At 70.2% G+C, this 13,204-nt stretch carries 12 protein-coding genes; 7 read left to right on the top strand and 5 right to left on the bottom strand.

The features are described 5' to 3' along the window. Positions 1-225: 225 nt before the first annotated feature. Together OHS17_RS01425 and OHS17_RS01430 are read right to left on the bottom strand one after the other, a co-directional pair. The gene (locus OHS17_RS01425) at positions 226-717 is read right to left on the bottom strand and encodes a hypothetical protein (RefSeq protein ID WP_330310662.1); all 492 of its coding nucleotides are present in this window, start codon (positions 715-717) and stop codon (positions 226-228) included. Positions 718-799: 82 nt separating this feature from the next. Further along, positions 800-1,024, bottom strand: a complete 225-nt coding sequence (locus OHS17_RS01430) for a hypothetical protein (RefSeq protein WP_330310663.1) — start codon at positions 1,022-1,024, stop codon at positions 800-802. Between OHS17_RS01430 and OHS17_RS01435 the strand changes: the two genes are divergently transcribed. From OHS17_RS01435 to OHS17_RS01450, 4 genes are all read left to right on the top strand, one after another. Further along, positions 1,023-1,655 (top strand): DUF6221 family protein, encoded by a 633-nt coding sequence (locus tag OHS17_RS01435; RefSeq protein WP_330310664.1) that lies wholly within the window; start codon positions 1,023-1,025, stop codon positions 1,653-1,655. The genes OHS17_RS01430 and OHS17_RS01435 overlap by 2 nt on opposite strands. 531 nt (positions 1,656-2,186) lie before the next feature. Beyond that, positions 2,187-4,088, top strand: a complete 1,902-nt coding sequence (locus OHS17_RS01440; protein WP_330310665.1) for an FAD/NAD(P)-binding protein — start codon at positions 2,187-2,189, stop codon at positions 4,086-4,088. Further along, positions 4,089-5,306: a putative PEP-binding protein gene (locus OHS17_RS01445; RefSeq protein ID WP_330310666.1), complete on the top strand. Its 1,218-nt coding sequence runs from the start codon at positions 4,089-4,091 to the stop codon at positions 5,304-5,306. It begins immediately after the preceding gene. 139 nt (positions 5,307-5,445) lie between these two features. Next, positions 5,446-5,997: a carboxymuconolactone decarboxylase family protein gene (locus OHS17_RS01450; RefSeq protein ID WP_330310667.1), complete on the top strand. Its 552-nt coding sequence runs from the start codon at positions 5,446-5,448 to the stop codon at positions 5,995-5,997. Between the two features lie 185 nt (positions 5,998-6,182). Here OHS17_RS01450 and OHS17_RS01455 read toward each other — a convergent pair whose 3' ends face one another. Beyond that, a complete protein-coding gene (locus OHS17_RS01455; RefSeq protein WP_330310668.1) occupies positions 6,183-6,788 on the bottom strand; it encodes a helix-turn-helix domain-containing protein in 606 nt (201 codons plus the stop codon). Positions 6,789-6,874: 86 nt separating this feature from the next. Here OHS17_RS01455 and OHS17_RS01460 point away from each other — a divergent pair, with 86 nt between their 5' ends. Then, positions 6,875-7,882: an NAD(P)/FAD-dependent oxidoreductase gene (locus OHS17_RS01460; RefSeq protein ID WP_330310669.1), complete on the top strand. Its 1,008-nt coding sequence runs from the start codon at positions 6,875-6,877 to the stop codon at positions 7,880-7,882. A 128-nt stretch (positions 7,883-8,010) separates the two neighbouring features. Further along, on the top strand, positions 8,011-9,612 hold the full coding sequence (locus OHS17_RS01465) for an MFS transporter (protein WP_330310670.1): 1,602 nt from the start codon (positions 8,011-8,013) through the stop codon (positions 9,610-9,612). Positions 9,613-9,650: 38 nt separating this feature from the next. Here the strand turns inward: OHS17_RS01465 and OHS17_RS01470 are convergent, their stop codons facing one another. After that, entirely contained in the window at positions 9,651-10,322 is a 672-nt protein-coding gene (locus OHS17_RS01470; RefSeq protein WP_330310671.1) for a TetR/AcrR family transcriptional regulator, read from the bottom strand. Positions 10,323-10,432: 110 nt separating this feature from the next. Here OHS17_RS01470 and OHS17_RS01475 point away from each other — a divergent pair, with 110 nt between their 5' ends. Then, positions 10,433-11,608 carry an FAD-dependent oxidoreductase gene (locus OHS17_RS01475; protein ID WP_330310672.1) on the top strand — a complete coding sequence of 392 codons (1,176 nt, stop codon included), beginning with the start codon at positions 10,433-10,435 and terminating at the stop codon, positions 11,606-11,608. Positions 11,609-11,641: 33 nt separating this feature from the next. Here OHS17_RS01475 and OHS17_RS01480 read toward each other — a convergent pair whose 3' ends face one another. Then, positions 11,642-13,153 carry an FAD-dependent monooxygenase gene (locus OHS17_RS01480; protein WP_330310673.1) on the bottom strand — a complete coding sequence of 504 codons (1,512 nt, stop codon included), beginning with the start codon at positions 13,151-13,153 and terminating at the stop codon, positions 11,642-11,644. Between the last annotated feature and the right edge of the window lie 51 nt (positions 13,154-13,204).

The raw sequence follows: 13,204 nt of genomic DNA on the forward strand, positions 1-13,204 counted from the left end.
CCGTCCGCTATCCAGACTCCGCGTGCAGCGGCTGCGCGACCTCATTGAGCAAACATCTCTCGGACTCGCTCGCCGCCGGTCGACAGGACGATCCGCCCAGCCTTCATCCCCGTGCCGCCGGCATCAACGGCAACCTCGATCCCGTCATCGTCGGTCCGACCATGCCCTGGAGCTCGGGGCGGTCGAAGGCCATGTCACGCGGATCCTTATCTGGAACCACCGCTGTCAAGCTGTGTACTTGTGCATTACGTCGAGGTAGTGCCGATCGCGGTGCGGGACGTGGTGGTCCCGGCCAGGCACGCTGAAGACAGTGCAGACCTCGGCCGGCTGGGTGATGATGCTCGACTGCTCGCCGAAGGTCAGGACAGGGTTGACCTCGTGGTGGCAGCCTGCTGTGTCCAGGGCAGCGATCAGTTCTTCGCGGAGCACGGTGGCCTCGAAGGACTCGGAATCAGGCAGAACGAGCGGCGGGAGTCTGGCCGTCGAACCAGGCCGGAGGTTGATCCAGATTCCGCTGACGGCGCGCTGCGTGACCACCAACTGCAACCCGTTCCAGGAGTAGGGGTAGCCGTCGATATCGGGCCCCTTCATGATGTGGGCAGGGTGCGGGCGCCCCGGGCCGAGGAGCTCTTCGGCCTCGACCAGGGACATTCCGCAGTTCAAAGGCCCGATCCGGCCGGTTCGGGCGAAGTCGACGAGCACGTTCAGCAAGGTCACGGCAGTGACTGTGGCACTCTCCCGGGCCGTGCGCACTCCGATATCAGAAGGGTGCGGAGCCTGTCCCGCACGGCCAAGATGCTCAAGCGCCAGATGTCCGGCCGGGCCGATGCACAGGTCGAACCGCATCATCAAGGAGCCCGAAGCTTTCCGGAAATCCTTCCAGGAACTCCCGGCGTGCGGGGTCGGACTCGCTCTCGGCCATCATCCCGAGGAGATCGAGCAGTTCGCTCCGTTGCTCGCTCGACAGCCTGCCGACCAGGTAGCCGGTCTTCCCACGCGAGGCTCCGCGGATGGCCTTACCCATGAGCCAAGGCCTTGTGACGTTCCTCCACGCACGGCTGGACGAGGAGGCCGACCTGGCCCGACGCTGCGACGGTGACGGCTGCGCGGAGTGGACTGCTCACGGGCACACGGTCGACTTCAGCCGAGGAGTACTCTCCGGCTTCCATCCCACGATCGCCCTGCACGTCGCGGCGTACGACCCGGCTCGCGCCCTGCGGGAGGTCGAGGCCAAGCGACGCGTGCTCTCCCGCCACGTCCTCGGTCCTGCCACGGGCGACCCCGAACTCCCGTGGGACAACCGCGATGACTGCCAGTACGGCGGCGAGACCTGGCCTTGCGATGACCTGCTCGACCTCGCGTCACCTTACGCCGACCACTCCGACTACCCCCGGCAGCCCCGAGACCGAGATCGTTTACGGGACAGCGCAGCCCTCAGCCGCTGCTCCCGGGGTTCACAACAGCCGTCAGGTACCGCATCGAATCCGGGGAACACCCGACCAGCACCACAGCATCACCGTCACGGCACTCAACCACCTGCCAGCCGCTCTGCACCAACCTCGAATCCGTACGGTCTTTCGATCGAACCCGAACCAGTTCCCACTGCGCCGCGGGAAGCGGACTGCGGTGAAGGTCCCGGAACTCCGTCGGAGTGACATGGAGCATGGAACCCGTAGCCCAGAGGTGAACCAACGCCTCATTCCGGCAGTACGGACGGTCGCCAAGGACGCAGGCGAGGAAGCCGACCTCTGCCCCCTCCTCGAAACTCCGGGCCTTCTTCCTGGCCTTTCGCCTCTCATCACCCCAACTCAGCGCACCGCCGACAACGAATTCAAGCAGCACACCCAGCACACGCCACCCCCGACGACCCCGACCCTCCAGCGATCGATTCAAACAGACACCACCGCGAAGCGCACTCGTCCGCAAGGAGGAGTGCGCGACACCAACACCCCTTCCGCGACCGATCTCAACCGCTGGCTGTTCTCAGGGGTTCCGCTTCGCCCCGCCGGCTGCGGTGTCTTCGGGTATCGTCGGCGCCACGATCGTGCACGGCCCTGTTCCGGCGTCAGAAGTACGCGCAACACCTCGGTATCTCAAGCTAGTTGATGTCCGCACAGGGGACTTCCCGTCGACGAAGACGGCGACCGCCGGCGCACGGGCGCCCCCTGGGACGGCGGGGAGGCTTCATGAGCAAGGCGGGCGCGCGCCCCAGGGTGCTTGTTGTGGGGGCGGGCCTGGCCGGCACGGCCACAGCGATCAGGCTGCTCCATTTCGCGAGACGACCGCTGGAGATCATCCTGCTCGAGCGGCGGGCGGACTACCGCTCGGCGGGAGTGGCCTACCACCGTGACGGCAATCCCTGGGACTACGTCTTCAATATCCAGGCGGGCCGGATGTCGGTGTTCCGCGAAGACGTGCTCGATTTCGTCAACTGGGCCAACCAGGAGGCCGACCGCCGGAAGTGGCCTCGGCGCTGGGCGTCCTGGACGTTCACGGAGCATGGCCCCGCCCCCCGCCGCATCTTCCAGGACTACCTCGACGACCGGCTGGCGGAGGCCGCTCGGGAGTCCTGTTCCGGGGTAGTCCTTGTCGAAGCGGACGGCGAAGCGCTCGATGCGCGCCGCTGCGACCGCGGCTTCGAGGTGACCGTGCGAGGTCTCGCTCCGCATGTGACCGAGGGACTGCGCCCCGGCCCCCTCGCGGACACCTTGCTGCTCGACGCCGACCACGTCGTGCTCGCCACCGGGCTCGAACTCAGGGAGCCGCCCTTCGCGGCCGGCGTCGCGGGTCACCCCCAGTTCATCCGTAACCCGTACTCCGCCTCCGCCATCCGCGAACTGACCGCGCTCCCGGCGGATGCCTCTGTGGTCATCGTGGGCTCCGTGCTGAGCGCGTACGACACGGCCGGCCTGCTGCTGCGCCATGGGCACACCGGCCCCGTACGCCTGGTGTCCCGATCCGGAACGCTGTTCCGCACCTACCCCGGCGGCCACGAACACGGAGTCGTGCGGCTGCCGCGCCCCGGCATCCTGATGGAGCCCTATCGCGGGCGCGAGGAATTCCTTGCTCGTGTCAAAACTGCCTGGCAGGAGGCGTGCTCGTCCGTCAGGGAACGGCACCCCGAGATCGACACCGTGGTCGTCTCCGAACGAGTCGCGAAGGCTTGGGAACCGTACCTTCCCGAGGCTATTGACCTCATTCCGAGCGAGGAACTGCGCTGCCTGCTGGACGAGTTCTCGACCGGCATCGCGGCCCTGAGAGTCGGGGCCGTGGAGTACACCATGGAGATCATCGAGCGAGCGATGCGGCCTGAGGACGGGCGCGTGGAACTGGTCGTCGGCCGGGTGCGGGAGATCACCCCCGCGCCGTCCGGGCGGCTGACCGTCTCCTTGGCCGCTCAGCATGAGCGGCACAGCTTCGAGGCAGACCTCGTGGTATCGAACTTCGGCAGGGAGTCCGACTACGCCAAGGTCGGGCATCCGCTCTGGCGCAGCCTCGTCCGAAGCGGCGTCGCGACCCCTCACGCACGTACCGGACGAGGCGTGGAGGTCGACGAGTGCGGGACGCTGCTGGACTCCCACGCGAATCCGGCCGGGCCGATCTCGGCCGTCGGTGTGCCGAGGGAGGGCGACGAGATCGTCAGGCACGGTCGGACCGGCGCCTTCGCGTTCAACCTCGCGGCCATCAAGAACCATTCCGTCGCCGTCGCCGCCCACGTCGTCGAGCAGCTTGAACTGCGGCGGGACGGCCTTCACCAGCTCGCCGCACGGCACCCCCAGTACAGGAGCTATGTCAGCAACACAGAGGAAGCGGTTCGGGGAGCGCTGGAGGAGTCTGTGGAACTGGAAGTGCGGCGGCTTGCCAGCCGTGAGCGCGACAGGAGGGAGGCGCTGGAATCCCGTCTGCACGCCCGCATTCGCTCCATGGGCGGTCTTCCCGTGCTTCCTGCGGGCGTCCCCCGCGATGAACGCCTGCTCAGGGCGGTCGTCAACCGGGTGGCCGTGGAACGGCTCAACAACGTTTCTGTCACACCACGACAGCTACGTCGGCAATTGGGGCTGGAGCATGCCGAACTTCCGGAGGAATAGTTGAACGGGAACGGGCGAAGGATCCTGGGGACACTGCTGGCCGGCGGTACCGAAAGTGTTCTCCGGGGCACCTGCAACAGATCACGAAGCGCACAGGAGGGGGCCATCCTCGTCGCGTCTTCGCTGGAGGCGGGGCTCTACGACGCCATTGTGGCCGCACGGGCCGTGGTGTGCGGCTCCGGCGGACTCACCGGTCACATGCAGTCCCTGTGCCGCGGCAGGGGAATTCCCGTCCTCCGGGTGGACGAGGCGGACCTCGCCGATCTGATCGGCGAGGTGACGCTCTACCTGGAGAGCGCGTCGATCGTCGTCGCACCGCGGACGGCCCCGCTGCCCGGGACCGGCAACTCCACCCTGGACGCCATCGGTTCGGCGTGTGCCGTCATCGCGGACCTGCAGGACATCACGGCCATCAACTCCTGCGGCCCCCATGCCGCACGGGTGGAGTCCTTCTTCATCCGGGAGGAGTTCCTCTGCCTCGCACTGGGGCTGCGCCCGCTGGACGCCATGGCCGGCGACGCCGCGGCCATCACCGCGTACGGGCAGGCCATCGGAGAACGCCTCTGCGACTTCGTCACAGCGCTTCTGCCCGGTCAGCGACTCGTCCTGCGGATGCTCGACCTGCGTTCCGACCACGCGGCCGACGTCACCGAGACCGCCCCCGTCGCCGTCGAGCCCAACCCGGAGATGGGCCTGCACGGTGCGCGTTGGCTCCGCGGCTCCACCGGCTACCGTGACGCGCTCCACACGGTGCTGGCGACCCTGCGCAAACGCCTCGGCGACGAGGCGGAACGCGTGGGGCTGTCGGTGCCGTTCGTCAGCGACGAGACGGAGTTCGCGCAGCTCAGAGATCATCTTGCCTTACCCGACGGCACGCCCTTGTCCGCGTTCGTCGAGACGCCCTCCGCTGTCCACGCCACGTCCGCGATGTGTGCCGCCGGCGCCAGTGAGCTGTTCGTGGGCCTCAAGGACCTGGTGCAGTTCTACCTCGCCGCCGACCGGGGCAACCACTTGGTCGCCGACTCCTACCGGACCCGCCACCCCGCGGTCCTGGACGGTGTACGCAGTGTCGTGGAGTCCGCCCGCGCCATGGGCACTCCGGTACGGGTCTTCTCCCTGGCATCGGACCTCGACCACTACCTCGAACATCTGCCGGCGCCTGACGGCTACATGATGTGCACTGCGGAACTCCGGCAGCTGCTTCTCCCCTCCGCCTGATGCCCCGCTCCGGGCGCTCCGCCTGCTTCCTCTCCTGGGGGCGGGTTCGTGACGTCGGGCGCCGGCGCTCTGGTTTCACGGGCCCAGGCACCCTTGATCCCCTCCCCTGCACACCGACCTCGCCGCGAAAGGACTTCCCATGACGCACATCGCGCTCGACAACGACCTCCCCGGCATCACCGGCCTGATGGCCAACCGGCCGGACACCGCCGCCCCGCTGAACCACCTCGCCGAGACCCTGCTGCGGGCGCCCGCCTCGCTCCCCCAGGGCGAGCGGGAGCTGATCGCCGCGTACGTCTCCCACCTCAACCGGACCCCGTTCTGCGCCGGTTCGCACTCCGCCTTCGCCGCCGCACAGCTGGTGGAGGGCCAAGCTCTGGTCGAGGCAGTTCTCGCCGACCCGGCGACCGCCCCCATCGACGCCAAGCTGCGCGCGCTGCTCGCTGTGGCAGCCGAGGTGCAGGCGGCGGCCCGGGCCGTCTCCGACGAGGCGGTGGCGGAGGCCCGGCGGGCGGGCGCGAGCGACGCGGACCTGCACGACACCGTGCTCATCGCGGCGTCCTTCTGCATGTTCAACCGGTACGTCAGCTGCCTGGACACCGCGCTGCCGGCGTCCGACGACTACTACCTCAAGTCCGCGCACCGGATCACGACCGTGGGCTACGGCCGGGCCGTGAGCGTCTCGGGCTGAGCCGTACGGTAAACACGCGCGGCGGCAGCCCCGGCGTCCCGGTGCACCGGCGACCATCGCCAGGGCCGGGCTGCTCGGCGAGGCGGAGGCCGCGTACGTACGAGCGCTGACGGGCGTATGCCCGCTCCAGACCGGGCGCCCATGGCGGCCTCGACGAGCTACTTCAGTGAGCTCGTCGAGGCCGCCTACCGGCGGGGCGCTTCGGCGGCGTCGCGGTCGGTGGTCGTGTCGGTGATGTCGCGGTGGCCGCGGCGGGCGTCGCGGTCGAAGATGCCCATGATCTCGCACGGGCCGCCCTCGGCTCCGATCGCGTGCGGCATCATCGTGGGGAATTCGGCGGCCTGATTGGTCTCGATGCGGAAGCGGCGGTGGCCGAGCATCAGGATGGCCGTGCCGGAGAGTACGACGAGGAACTCGCGGCCCGGGTGGGCGCGCATCCGGGCGGGGTTGTCCGGCGGCGGCTCGGTCATCCGTTGCCGCATGACGCTCATGCCGGGGTCACCCTTGATCGGCCAGCGCATCAGGCCGTGGGCGCCGTCGATCATCGGGCTGACGACGACGTCGTCGGCGGCGTTCTCCACGAGCTGGTCGAGCGTGGTGTCCAGGGCGCGGGCGAGAGTGACGAGCTGGTCCAGGGCGAGACGGCGTTGGCCGTTCTCGATCCGGCTCAGCGAGGACTGGCTCAGCTTGGCCCGGGTGGCCAGCTCCTCCAGCGACCAGCCCTGCGCGACACGCAGGGCCCGGATGCGTTTGCGTACGAGGCCGTCCAGCGCTCCATCTTCTTGCGTCATAGGCAACAGTGTATGCCTTTCTCGCAAACCGGGCCTAGTGTCGGAGCCGGATGGGGAACCGGGGGCCTGAACGAAAGGGGCGCGACATGCCTGCGCAGACCTCGTACTACAGCAGCGATTCCTGGCCCGATGGCACGGTGGACGTCGTGGTGATCGGCGGTGGTGCGGCCGGTCTGAACGGTGCGCTCATGCTCGCGCGTTCCCGGCGTTCCGTTCTCGTCGTCGACAGCGGTACGCCGCGCAACGCCCCGGCGGAGGCCATGCACGGGTTCATCGTTCTGGACGGCACCGCGCCGTCGGAGATTCTCGCGCGCGGCCGGGAGCAGGTCCGCCACTACGGCGGGCGGGTCGTCTTCGGCGAGGTCGCCTCCGTCGAGCCCGCGGAGCCGGTCGCCGACGATCTGCGGTTCACCCTCGCGCTCGCCGACGGCCGCCGCGTGAGCGCGCGCCGGGTGCTGGTGGCGACCGGGCTGCGGGACGTCCTGCCGGACGTGCCCGGCCTGGCCGGGCACTGGGGGCGCGGCGTGGTGCACTGCCCCTACTGCCACGGCTGGGAGGTGCGCGACGAGCCGATCGGGGTCCTCGCGACCGGCCCCGGCTCCCTGCACCACGCGCTGCTGTTCCGGCAACTCACCGACGACCTGGTCTACTTCTCCAACGGCACGCAGGTGGACCGGGACACCCGCGCCCGCTTCGCCGCCCGCAACATCCGCGTCATCGACACTCCGGTGACCGAGATCGTCGACGATGACGGCGCGCTGTCCGGGGTGCGGCTCGCCGACGGAACGGTGGTCGCCCGGCGGGTGATCGCCGTCGCCACGCGGATGCAAGCCCGCACCGAGGGCCTCGACGGGCTGAAGCTGCCGATGGAGGACCTGCCCGACTCCATGGGGCGCCGGTTCTCCTCCGCCATGGCGGGGACCACCGACGTCCCCGGGGTGTGGGTGGCCGGCAACGCCACCGATCCGACCGCCCAGGTCGGGGCCGCCGCCGCGGCCGGCGCCCTCGCCGGTGCCCACATCAACGCCGTCCTCGCCACCGCCGACACCGAAGCGGCCCTCACCTCCGCCTCGGCCGGGACCTTCCCCGCCTGACCCCTCCCGCACCCTCGCCGCGGCACCACTCTTCGTGGTGGCCGCGGCCGGTGCCCCGCTCCACCTTCACCCTTCGCGACCGGACCTGTTCCGGCGCCGAACCCGCATGCCCTTTTCGGAAGGAAGACATGAGCATCAACCAGCCACCTCAGCAGGCGAGCGACGGGGGCGCGCCGGACACGCGGCAGCTCCGCGCGATCCTGGTCACCGTCTCGATCGCGCTGATGGCCGTCATCGCCTCGGTGTCGGGGCTGAACGTCGCCCAGACCCATATGGCCGTCGAGTGGGGCGCCTCCCAGACCACCGTCTTGTGGATCATCAACATCTACGCCCTGGCCCTGGCCGCGCTGCTCCTGCCGCTCGGCGCGATCGGCGACCGGCTGGGCCGTAAGCCCATGCTGATCACCGGACTTGTCGTCTTCGGCGCGGCAGGCGTCGTATCCGGGCTCGCCCCTTCGGCCGCGGTGATGATCGGTGCCCGTGTGGCCGCCGGGGTCAGCGCCGCGATGATCATGCCGATCACGCTGTCCGTCATCACCTCGACCTTCCCCGAGGAGGAGCGTGGCAAGGCCATCGGCGTGTGGACCGGCGTCGCCGGTGGGGGCGGCATCCTGGGCATGTTCCTCTCCGCCCTGCTGGTGGACGTCGCCGACTGGCGGTGGCTGTTCGTGCTGCCTGTCGTCCTGGGCGCCGTCGCCCTGGTGATGACGTTCAAGTCGGTGCCCGACTCCCGCGAGGACGCAGTGCACCCCTTCGATACCGTCGGCGCGCTGCTCTCCGTCGTCGCCGTGGTCGGGCTGATCTCCGTGCTGCAGGAGGGCCCCGAGCGCGGCTGGACCGACCCGGTCACGCTGGCCGGCCTCACCGTAGGCGTGATCGCCTCAGCGGTGTTCGTCGTATGGGAACTGCGCCGACGCGATGCCTCGCTCCTGGACGTACGCCTCTTCCGCGAGCGCGGCCTGGCCGGAGGCTCCGTCACCCTGCTCGTCGTCTTCGGAGTCCAGGCCGGCATCGCCGTCGTCCTCTTCCCCTTCTTCCAGGCCGTCCTCGGTTGGTCGGGGCTGCTGTCCACCGTGGCGATGATGCCGATGGCCGTCATGATGATGATCGCCTCCGGGCTGGCCCCCAAGATGGCTGCCAAGACCGGTGCCCGCTCCACCATGAGCGTCGGCATCGCCCTGTCCGCCCTCGGCCTCGCTCTGATGGCGCTGTTCGTCTCCGTGGACGGCGGATACCTCTCCATCCTGCCCGGCATGCTCGCCATGGGCATCGGCATGGGCCTGGCGATGACCCCGTCCACCGAGGCGATCACCGGCTCCCTCCCCCGCGCCAAGCAAGGCGTGGCCTCCGCCCTGAACGACGTCACCCGCGAACTCGGCACCGCTCTGGGCGTCGCCCTGCTCGGCGCCCTCCTGGCCAACGGCTACCGCGGCGCCATCGACGGCAAACTCGCCGGCATCCCCCGAGGCGCCGCCGACACCGCACGCGAAGGCATCGCCAACGCGGTTGAAATCGCACCCGGTACCGGCAGCCACGCCCAGGAACTGGTCGACGCCGCTCAGCAGTCCTTCGTCGACGGCTGGCAGCAGGCGATGTGGGCGGGCGTCGCCGTCATGGCCGCCCTGCTCGTCCACGTCGCCCTGCGCGGCCCGAAGAACACCAGTGCTCGCCAGACCGGCGAGCAGGCAGTCCTCGCAGCGGCAGCCACCGAAGACGTCACCGCCCGCTGACCTTCGCGCGAAGCCCGTATGACGAGCGGTCGTCGGCGTCAGGGGGTGGCGGCGATCCCGGTGAGGAGCAGGTCGATCCCGGCGAGGAACTGGGCCCGGTCATCGTGTTCGGGCATCCGGTCCGCCATGCGCCGTACAAACGGGTACTCCTCGGGCGCCAGCCGCGACCACCGGCCGGCGAACGTCGAGAGGACCGCATTCCGGTCCGAACCGGGCGGCAGGAGGCGTGCGGCCGCCGCGTACTGTCCGGCGAGGCCGAGCACGTGGCCGAGGAGCGCGGTCGCGGCGTCGAACTGGGCGTGCTCGGGGACGCCGAGCGCATCGAGCGGCCCGCCGAAGCCTTCCAGGATGCGCAGTGCCGCGTCCTGCCAGGGTTCGCGGGAGAGTTGGGTGCCCACCCAGGGGCGGGCATCGATGATGTCGAACACTCCGAGGGCGACCGCCCGTACGGCTTTCCGGGGGTCGCCGTCGCCCGGTGTTCCGGTCGTGACCCGGGCGATGACCTCGTCGACCGCGGCTTTGAGCAGGGCGTCCTTGTCGGCGACGTGGTGGTAGATCGCCCCGCTCCCGGTGGCCAGGCGCGTCGCCAGCGCCCGGAAGGTCAGCGCCTTCTCCCCGCCCTCGTCGAGGATGTCGATCGCCGCCGTGACGATGCGCTGTTTCGAGAGCGCCTCGGTGCGTCGGTCGGCTCGCTGGGTCCTGGTGGTCACGGGAACAGTTTGACATGAATGGAACGGCGTTCCACCCTAGATGGATGGAACGCCGTTCCATTCGGGTGCTTCGCGCGCTCCCCGCACCCTGAACCCCGAAAGGCAGGGCCATGAACACCACACCCGTCACGATCGTCGGTGCCGGACTCGGCGGTCTCACCCTGGCCCGCGTCCTGCACGTCCACGGCATCCCCGCGACGGTCTACGAAGCCGACGCATCCCCGGCCGCCCGGACCCAGGGAGGCCAGCTCGACATCCACCCCGGAAGCGGTCAGCTCGCGCTCGCCGCCGCCGGACTGACCGAGGCCTTCCGCGCGATCATCCATGAGGGCGCCGACGCGGCCCGCATCCTCGACCAGGACGGGGAGCTGCTGCTCAACATCCCCGGGGACGACGGGGAGACCCGCCCGGAGGTGCTCCGCGGCGACCTGCGCGGCATCCTGCTCGACTCGCTGCCCGAGGACACCGTCCGCTGGGGTGCCAAGGTCACCGGGGTCCGGTGCCTCGGTGACGGGCGACACGAGGTGTCCTTCGCCGACGGCTCGACCGTCGTCAGCGCCCTCCTCGTCGGCGCCGACGGCGCGTGGTCCCGGGTGCGGCCCCTGGTCTCCGACGCGCGCCCCACGTACACGGGCAAGACGTTCATCGAGACCTACCTCCACGACGTGGACGAGCGGCACCCTGCGACGGCCCGCCTGGTCGGCCCCGGCGCGATGTACGCGCTGACGCCGGGCAAGGGGATCACCGCCCACCGCGAGGCGGGCGGGGTCCTGCATACGTACGTGCAGCTGGCGCGCTCCGCCGAGTGGGTCGCGGAGCTCGGCCTTCCGGGCACCGGAGCGGGAAGCGGTGCAGACTCGGGTGCCGACGGCGACGGCGCCATCGGTACGGCACGGATCGCGGCCGAATTCGAGGGGTGGGCGCCCGAGTTGCTGGCCCTGATCACCGGTACGGAGACCGCCCCGGTCGCGCGCATGATCCACACTCTTCCCGACGGGCACCGCTGGGACCGCGTGCCCGGAGTGACCCTCATCGGTGACGCCGCGCATCTGATGCCGCCGTCCGGCGACGGGGCCAACCTCGCCATGCTCGACGGCGCGGAACTCGCCAAGGCGATCGCCGCCCACCCCGACGACGCCGAGAAGGCCCTCGCCGTCTACGAGGAGGCCATGTTCCCGCGCTCCGCGTCCTTCTTCGCCGACGCCCACGAGATCATGGACCTGGTCATCGGCGAGAGCGCGCCCCACGGGCTCATCGACTTCTTCGGAGAGGCCGCCCAGGGGTGACGAGTCCTGCGGGACCGGGGAGTTGATCGCTCGTCAGCCCTGCGTGGTGAACCATCGGGCTGCCGCCTGTTCGAGGGCATGGGGGCCGGCCCCGGTCCAGGCGACGACCCCGTCGGGTCGGACGAGTACGGCCGCCAGCCCGAGGCTGTCCCGCACGGGGCCGGCTGCGTACCGGATACGGCCCTGCCACGCCTGGGCCGCCTTGCTGAGCGCTTGGTCGGCGGTGAAGTCGAGCAGGAGACCGTGTCCGTGGCGCAGAAGGTGGCCGAGGCGGGTGCCGTCCTCGAAGCGGAAGTCCGGGGCGCTGCGGCCCACGAGCGGGTGCCCGCCGCCCAGGTCGTACTGGTGGAACAGGCCCGAGGTCCGGCAATAGACGTGGGTGGTGCCGTCGGAGGTGCTCATCAGCTCGTGGATCAGAGTGCGCAGGGCGGGCGCGTGGGGTCCGGGCTTCATGGTCGCGACCTGGGCGCGCGACCAGTCGAGTATTCCGGCGCCGATGGGGTGGCGTTCGCTGGTGTAGGTGTCGAGCAGGCCCTCGGGGGCGGTGCCGTGGACGGCGGCGGCGAGCTTCCAGCCGAGGTTCATCGCATCGCCGATGCCCAGGTTCAGTCCTTGGCCGCCGAGCGGCGAACGGATGTGGGCGGCGTCGCCGGCGAGCAGGACACGGCCGTTGCGGTAGGTCGTCGTCTGCATGGCGCGGTCGGTGAAGCTGGAGGCCAGGTGAACCGCTTCCAGGGTCACGTCGGTGCCGGAGATGCGGCACAGGACGGACTGCAGGTGTTCGCGGGTCAGCGGCTTCGAGCGGTCGAAGGCGCCACCGTCGAAGTCCATCATGCCCAGGTGGCCTTCCAGAGGCGTGCGCAAGTACATGCCGTTGTCGGTGAGGTTGAACCCGAGGCGCAGCCGGCCGGGACCGGCGAAGGTGACCTGGGCGACGTAGCCGGTGAACAGCGGTTCGGTGCCCGTGAAGTCGAAACCGGTCAGGCGGCGTACGGCGCTGCGGCCTCCGTCGCATCCCACCAGGTAGCGCCCCCGGTACTCCTGGCCGCCGGCGGTGACAAGGGCGTGGTCGTCGTCCTGGGCGACGGCGGTGACGGGGACACCGCGCACGATCTCCACTCCGAGGTCGCGGGAGTGTGCGGCCAGGACCGTCGTGACGGCCTCCAAGCTCGTCATACAGCCCTCCATGGCCGGGCTGGGCAGCCGGAAGTCCAGGGCGGCAGTGTCGACACCGGCCGCGTCGAGGGTCATCCCGGCGAAGTGGCTCAGATCCCGGGGAGCGGGGGCCTCGGTGGCCTCGCGGTCGGCGCCGAGCCGTCGCGGGTCGACGCCGGAGGCGTTCGCCACGGCCTCCAGCAGACCTCGGCGGTAGAGCGTTTCGACGGATCCGGCGTTCAGGCCCCGCAGCCCGAGCGGGAGCGCCTTCAGCTGCGGGGCGGAATCCGGGTCCTGCTCAAGGACCAGGACGGTGCAGCCGGCCAGCGCCGGCTCGCCGGCCACGAACAGGCCGACCGGGCCCGCGCCCGCGATGATGACGTCATGCATGGGGGTACTTCCCTGCCGTGAAGGGGTGAGGGGGATGGCAGCGCGGTGACC

The sequence above is a fragment of the Streptomyces sp. NBC_00523 genome (assembly GCF_036346615.1).
Lineage (GTDB): Bacteria > Actinomycetota > Actinomycetes > Streptomycetales > Streptomycetaceae > Streptomyces.

What these genes read in the sequence shown, in the direction of transcription:
- OHS17_RS01435 (WP_330310664.1), top strand. Translation starts at nt 1,023, where the DNA reads ATGAGCCAAGGCCTTGTGACGTTCCTCCACGCACGGCTGGACGAGGAG.
- OHS17_RS01430 (WP_330310663.1), bottom strand. Translation starts at nt 1,024, where the DNA reads ATGGGTAAGGCCATCCGCGGAGCCTCGCGTGGGAAGACCGGCTACCTG.
- OHS17_RS01440 (WP_330310665.1), top strand. Translation starts at nt 2,187, where the DNA reads ATGAGCAAGGCGGGCGCGCGCCCCAGGGTGCTTGTTGTGGGGGCGGGC.
- OHS17_RS01450 (WP_330310667.1), top strand. Translation starts at nt 5,446, where the DNA reads ATGACGCACATCGCGCTCGACAACGACCTCCCCGGCATCACCGGCCTG.
- OHS17_RS01455 (WP_330310668.1), bottom strand. Translation starts at nt 6,788, where the DNA reads ATGACGCAAGAAGATGGAGCGCTGGACGGCCTCGTACGCAAACGCATC.
- OHS17_RS01460 (WP_330310669.1), top strand. Translation starts at nt 6,875, where the DNA reads ATGCCTGCGCAGACCTCGTACTACAGCAGCGATTCCTGGCCCGATGGC.
- OHS17_RS01465 (WP_330310670.1), top strand. Translation starts at nt 8,011, where the DNA reads ATGAGCATCAACCAGCCACCTCAGCAGGCGAGCGACGGGGGCGCGCCG.
- OHS17_RS01475 (WP_330310672.1), top strand. Translation starts at nt 10,433, where the DNA reads ATGAACACCACACCCGTCACGATCGTCGGTGCCGGACTCGGCGGTCTC.
- OHS17_RS01480 (WP_330310673.1), bottom strand. Translation starts at nt 13,153, where the DNA reads ATGCATGACGTCATCATCGCGGGCGCGGGCCCGGTCGGCCTGTTCGTG.